Annotated in this window: 5 protein-coding genes; 3 read left to right on the top strand and 2 right to left on the bottom strand. The window is 40.4% G+C overall.

The genetic code is table 11. The features are described from left to right. Together CXF78_RS11290 and nadE are read left to right on the top strand one after the other, a co-directional pair. Positions 1-777: inosine/guanosine kinase (locus tag CXF78_RS11290; RefSeq protein WP_257984891.1), on the top strand; the 777-nt coding region annotated here is incomplete at its 5' end. A 115-nt stretch (positions 778-892) separates the two neighbouring features. After that, positions 893-1723: an ammonia-dependent NAD(+) synthetase gene (nadE, locus tag CXF78_RS11295; RefSeq protein WP_011637013.1), complete on the top strand. Its 831-nt coding sequence runs from the start codon at positions 893-895 to the stop codon at positions 1721-1723. 4 nt (positions 1724-1727) lie between these two features. Here the strand turns inward: nadE and CXF78_RS11300 are convergent, their stop codons facing one another. Continuing rightward, positions 1728-2294: a DUF6942 family protein gene (locus CXF78_RS11300; protein WP_257984892.1), complete on the bottom strand. Its 567-nt coding sequence runs from the start codon at positions 2292-2294 to the stop codon at positions 1728-1730. Between the two features lie 100 nt (positions 2295-2394). Between CXF78_RS11300 and CXF78_RS11305 the strand changes: the two genes are divergently transcribed. Further along, a complete protein-coding gene (locus CXF78_RS11305; RefSeq protein ID WP_102036834.1) occupies positions 2395-3894 on the top strand; it encodes an alpha/beta hydrolase in 1500 nt (499 codons plus the stop codon). Here the strand turns inward: CXF78_RS11305 and CXF78_RS11310 are convergent. Next, positions 3884-6052 (bottom strand): diguanylate cyclase, encoded by a 2169-nt coding sequence (locus tag CXF78_RS11310; protein WP_244262861.1) that lies wholly within the window; start codon positions 6050-6052, stop codon positions 3884-3886. The two genes, CXF78_RS11305 and CXF78_RS11310, sit on opposite strands and share 11 nt — an antisense overlap. Between the last annotated feature and the right edge of the window lie 173 nt (positions 6053-6225).

The raw sequence follows: 6225 nt of genomic DNA on the forward strand, positions 1-6225 counted from the left end.
GAGTATATCGATAAAGAGGTGGTACAAGGCAGTTCGGCGTTAGTGTTAACGGCATATCTGATGCGAGCAAGCGAAGGTGATGGTATTACTGATGCCGCAATGACGGCCATTAATTACGCTAAAGAAGCCGATGTGCCAGTGGTGTTGACATTAGGGACACGCTTTTTAATTCAAGAAGATCCACAATGGTGGCAAAATTTTATTAGTGAGCATGTTACTATTTTGGCCATGAATGAAGATGAAGGTGAAGCGTTAACGGGTTTTAAAGACCCGTTGCTTGCCAGTGAAATGGCGCTCGATTGGTGTGACATGGTGTTAACTACGGCTGGCGCGATTGGGCTTTATACTGCGGGTTATACTGAAGATGCTGAAAAGCGTGAAACCAGTCATACTTTATTACCGGGCGCTATTCCTGAGTTTAACCGTTATGAGTTCTCTCGCCCGAAATTACAAGTGGATTGCGATACCCCAATAAAAGTGTACGCTCACATTGCGCCTTATATGGGTGGACCAGAATTAATTCGTAATACCAATGGCGCTGGTGATGGAGCCTTGTCTGCGCTGCTGCATGATTTATCAGCCAATACGTTCCATAAAACCAATGTGCCTGGTTCGAGTAAACATAAACGAGATGGTTTATGTTATTCGTCATTTTCACAAGTGTGTAAATATGCCAATCGCGTTGCATATGAAGTGCTAGCTCAGCACAGCCCGCGTCTGTCTCGTGGTTTACCTGAGCGGGAAGACAGTTTAGAAGAGTCATATTGGGAACGATAATCTATCGTCGATAAAATAAAACGATAATGAAGCATCATTATCGTTTTTTTTTGTGTAGATTTTTATAGAATAGGCATCGAAAGCCAGATTATTAATAAGCAATCAGGAGCGTCACGTGAAAGGACAAATCTTAAGAGAGATGCATGTACTTAAGGCCATTGAGCCTGAGTTTGAAATCCAACGCAGAATTGCTTTTATTAAGGCAACATTATCAGAGGCTCACAGCAAAACTTTAGTATTGGGGATCAGTGGTGGTGTTGATTCATCACTTGCTGGACGTTTATGCCAACTGGCAGTGAATAGTCTTAATCAAGAAAAAGCCAGTGATGAGTATCAGTTTATTGCAGTGCGCTTACCTTACCATGTCCAGCAAGATGAAGCCGAAGCTCAGCTAGCCTGTCAGTTTATTCAGCCTTCAAAACAAGTGACCGTGAATGTTCATGATGGTGTTGTTGGTATCCATAATGCAACGCTAAAGGGGCTTACCGCCGCGGGATTATCATCAACAGATGCTGGAAAGACAGACTTTCTCAAGGGTAATGTTAAAGCCAGAATGCGCATGATAGTCCAATATGACATTGCTGGTGCTATGGGCGGCCTTGTTGTGGGCACCGACCATAGTGCGGAAAATATTACCGGTTTCTATACCAAATGGGGCGATGGGGCTTGCGATTTAGCACCATTATTTGGCTTAAATAAACGTCAAGTACGTCTATTAGCTGCCCATTTAGGCGCGCCAGAAATATTGGTTAAAAAGGCACCTACGGCGGACTTAGAAGATAATAAACCTCAACTTGAAGATGAAGTTGCTTTAGGGCTGACCTATGATCAAATTGATGACTTTCTAGAGGGCAAAGATGTTGCCAAGTCTGTGGAAGATAAACTGGTGAGCATCTATAAACGCACCCAGCATAAACGTAAGCCGATCCCGACGATTTACGATTAATATCTTACACTTTACTTAAGGCGATGTGTTGTCGGGTGAGTTCTATTAGCACATTAGCATATTGTCGGTAATCTAAATATGGCGTCAGTAATACCGTGTGCTGGTGCTGTATTTTTTGCTTTTCATCTAGTGAGACATAGTGCCGAAGATCGGTTATTCCCATACGTTGTTGGGCTTCTTTGCCACATAAAATATGCCAAGATTCAGAAGGGAATACTATCTCGCCGTGGTGTTCAACCTTTGAATTAACAATACGTAATTGGCAATGCAAGCGTGATGGAGTATTGATGTGTTTATCGATTTGTTGATCATGAGACTCATTAAATAATTGGTCACGGATCTGTTTCCAATCAATTCCTTTGTTAGCATTGATATCGTGTTCTAAACAGCAAATCTTCGCCATAATGGTGACGATTTTACGCCAGTGATTGCCATTCAATGCGACCAGTTGTGTAATGGCATCGGGATGAGAAGCTTGCCAGTGCAAGGGTATCTCTGGAGGCGTAGGTAAATAAAAAATGATATCGGGATTCATCGGTCCCCATATATGGCTAAATAAATCTGATGACATATTACTTCCAGTATCGTTATGAATGATAAGAGTTTGGCGGTTCGGTTGTAAGCGTTACGCTATATTTTTGTTCGAATTGGTATCTATTTTTAAGGTTATTATGCGCGCAATTGTGATTGGATCGACGAAACATTTTTTATTTGCCGCATTTTATGGTGCTCTAGGTATTGGTTTAGCGTTAATCATTACAGCCGTTTGGTTGCTGAATGCGCGGCCTAACTTATCATTATGGCACACGACGCACCTTACCTCAGAGTACCATCAACAGTCCGGTTTAACTGATTTTAGCCAATATTTACAGTTAGAAGATAAGCTTTTTGCTGAGGTAGAGCAGCAAGTTTACCGTCAATATCAACCTGAAATAGCATCCCCGGTTAATCGTTATGAGCGTAATAGTTTATCTGATCCTGGATTATGGCAACAAAATTGGAACCGTTCTTTCGAATGGAAAAATCCCCAGGCTGAGTTTGGCCTTTTATTGCTGCACGGTATGTCCGACTCACCTTATGTGATGTCGCATTTTGCACAGCATTATCAGCACCAGGCTTATGTTTTAGGTTTGCGCTTGCCCGGGCACGGTACCATTCCTTCTGGATTAACCGACATTACTTGGCCTGATCTTGCTGGGGCTGTATCACTAGCTGTTGCCCGCTTGTCTGCCCAATTACCAGGTAAACCCATTTATGTGGTCGGTTTTTCGACAGGAGCTGCTTTAGCGTTAAACCATGAACTTGAAAATATCAGCTTAAACAAGCCTACAAGCTTTGCCGGCATGATTATGTTATCACCAGCCATTGGTCTCGCTCCCATTGCGGCAGGCGCTTATTGGCAAGCTAAGCTGGGTAAGTTGCTCGGGCAAGATAAACTGTATTGGAACAGCATTCAAACAGAATATGATCCATTTAAATATCGATCGTTTGCTGTTAATGCTGGCGATGTTGTGTATCAGTTAACACAGCGTAATCAGACCTTATTAGCATCATTGTCGGCGCAGCAATTTAATGCCATTCCTGCAATGCTAACGTTTCAGTCAGTTGTCGATGATACTGTTTCTTCGTTAGCTGTGGTTGATTTGCTATATCAAAAATTGCCAATAAATAAAGGCCATCAATTAGTGCTATTTGATGTCAATAGGACGAAGAGTAACAACCAATTACTTTTCCAAGATCCATTGGCGACTTTTGCCCCTTTTTGGTTACCAAAGCAATTACCTTATCGCTTAAGTTTGGTTGAAAATGATCCGCAACAAGATAATCATGTTCAGGTTAGGGAGCTTGCTGATAAATCGAAGACCGACGATGTGATAGCGCTAAGTTTGACTTGGCCGAATGATGTATATTCTTTATCTCATGTGGCGCTAAACTTTCCGATTGAAGACAGCCTTTATGGGCCTCTACCAAGTAATGATCCTGATAAAATCCAAATAGGCAGAGCAATTTATCAAGGTGAACGAGGCATTTTCAGTGTGACTGCTGATGACATGTTACGTCAGAAATGGAATCCATTTTATCCTTACATGATGACTCGAATTGATGAGTTTACTCAAGGGTATCAACCTGAGTCACCATTAGGCAATAAACCGCTAAATATTAGTCATTAATGATGTTAATGATTGTTCGATTACGTCCCTGTTGCTTTGCCTGATAGAGGTTATCATCAGCGACTTTAATCCATTTATCCAGTTCTACTTCATAATCAGCACTTGCCGTAATAGCACCAATACTGACCGTCACGTTAAATGACTGTTTATCTTCAGGTGATATGATGTCTAATTGCGACAGTGCCTCTCTAAAACCATTGAGATGATGTTCAATATGTAAGGTATTGGACAAAGGCAGAATAAGCAAAAACTCTTCTCCGCCGTAGCGGGCCACAATATCAATGTCTCGTTTAAAGTATTTCTGTAATAATTGTGACACGTTCCGTAAGCACTCATCACCAGCTAAATGGCCATAGTTGTCATTCACTTTTTTGAAGAAGTCTAAATCAAGCAATACAACAGTAATGGCCTGATCGCTTCGCAAACAAAAATCCACTAACTCACCAAATTTACGTTCAGCATAACGGCGATTATATAAGCCGGTTAACGGATCTCTATCAACCAGTTCTGTGAGTTTTTTGTTAGCCTTTTCTAATTCCGCCGTACGATGAGCAACTGTTTCTTCTAATTCGACTTGATGCGCGATGAGTTGTTGTTTACTGGCTGCTAACCGTTGGTACAGACTGAATACCTCTCTTGGTGAGCTATCGTCAATTGCCGATGTTTTTGCTGGATCTGAATATGACTGACTGAATTGATTGGCGACAGCTTCTAATGGCACCGTTAGCAACGCGCTGAGCTTCTTTGAAATATAGAAGGTACACAACAATGCAATCAACAGCATGATAAAGCTACTGAACATTTGTTCTTCAGCGAGTTTTAGTAACGGCGAAAATTCTTTTAAAATATACACGGTCCAACCATTATCGAGTTCCCGGTGAGCATACATGTATTCAGGCACAATTGAGGTCGTATTATGAATATTGATTAATTCAAGATTGGCTCGATATACGCCTTTATTTATTGCAAAATTAAATTGTGAGAGTGGTTTCAAGTTGAGTTTTGTTGATGCGTAAATTATTTGATTTTGTTCATCAACCATCACTATAGATTCATCGTCGGTATATTCATTAACTTGGTCAATATGTGCAAAGTGGGTCAGATCAAGTGACCCTTCTACGATTCCTGCAACTTGTGTGTGTTGCTCATCGAGATAAAAGGGCGCACTCATAGCAATAATTGCGTCATTTCCAAATCCGCGACCGAGAAAGACAGATGATACGAATAGGCGTTGATTATAGAATGACTCAATAAAATAATCTCTGTCTTTAATGTTGACGCTTTGTTCAGATATTTGCTTTGTCATGAGTCTTGATACTGGACTAGCAGCGACAATATTGGCTGTCGGATTAGCAATCAACATGCTGATAAAACCAGAATAGTTTTGATGTGAACTCGATAAAATGTCTTGCCATTTTTCAGGCGTATCTGCAACTAAGTCTAATTGGCTTGCAGTATTTTGAATGACGGTTTTATGGTTTTCAATGTAATTCTGTGCTGAGGTCGATAGGTGGGCAACCGCTTCAGTCATGTTTTGTTTTAACATGATTTGTTGACGTTCTAAAAAATAAAAATTAAAGATTAACGCCGAAAACAATAACGTTAAAGTCACCATTAAGGTGAAGAAATAGGTCAGTTGTGAGCTTAATTGTCTACGATGGCGGTCTTTAACTTTGTCTTTTAAAAACCATAACTTTGGTATCGCTAAAATCAGTAGTGATGCAATACTGGTATAAATCAGTCCGTTGATGCCTTGCTTTGAAATAATAAAGCCTAAGTGAGAGGGGGGAATGTCCATCAATAGCACCACATATAAATATACCATTGGTGCACCAATAAATAACCAATATGCTGCATCAGCATATAAAGCATAGATATCACGGCGTCTGGCATAACCTAAAAATAATGCTTCAAGCCCAAAAAACAAATACACATGTGGGCTATCCCATATCAACATTAATCCAGTTGATGCCATCATAGCGGTTAGAAATGCATACCAAGGTCCCAATAAAACCGCAGCAATGACAGTCACCGTGTTACCTAATACAAATTGCACATTGGCAAAAAATTGTATTGGGTAACAATTGATGAGCAATCCAACGACTCCCAAGATGATCGAGAATAAAAGATGTTGTTGATTAATGCGTGGCAAGGTCAAAAAAAATATCCTTATTATTTGTATTCTAAAAAGATTTATTCCTATCTAAGTACTTATCTCAGGAAATAGAACAGATTTCAACGCAAACTAAGGTTTTTTTACACGCAAATGTCCCTTTTTATCTTTTGTGATGCAGATCTCAATCTTTTAATGCCGAAATCTTGTTCGACCTT

Source organism: Shewanella sp. 11B5, from assembly GCF_002836795.1.
Classification (GTDB): domain Bacteria; phylum Pseudomonadota; class Gammaproteobacteria; order Enterobacterales; family Shewanellaceae; genus Shewanella; species Shewanella frigidimarina.

Excerpts from the sequence above, each read along its gene's own strand:
- CXF78_RS11300 (WP_257984892.1), bottom strand. The coding sequence starts at position 2,294 with ATGTCATCAGATTTATTTAGCCATATATGGGGACCGATGAATCCCGAT.
- CXF78_RS11305 (WP_102036834.1), top strand. The coding sequence starts at position 2,395 with ATGCGCGCAATTGTGATTGGATCGACGAAACATTTTTTATTTGCCGCA.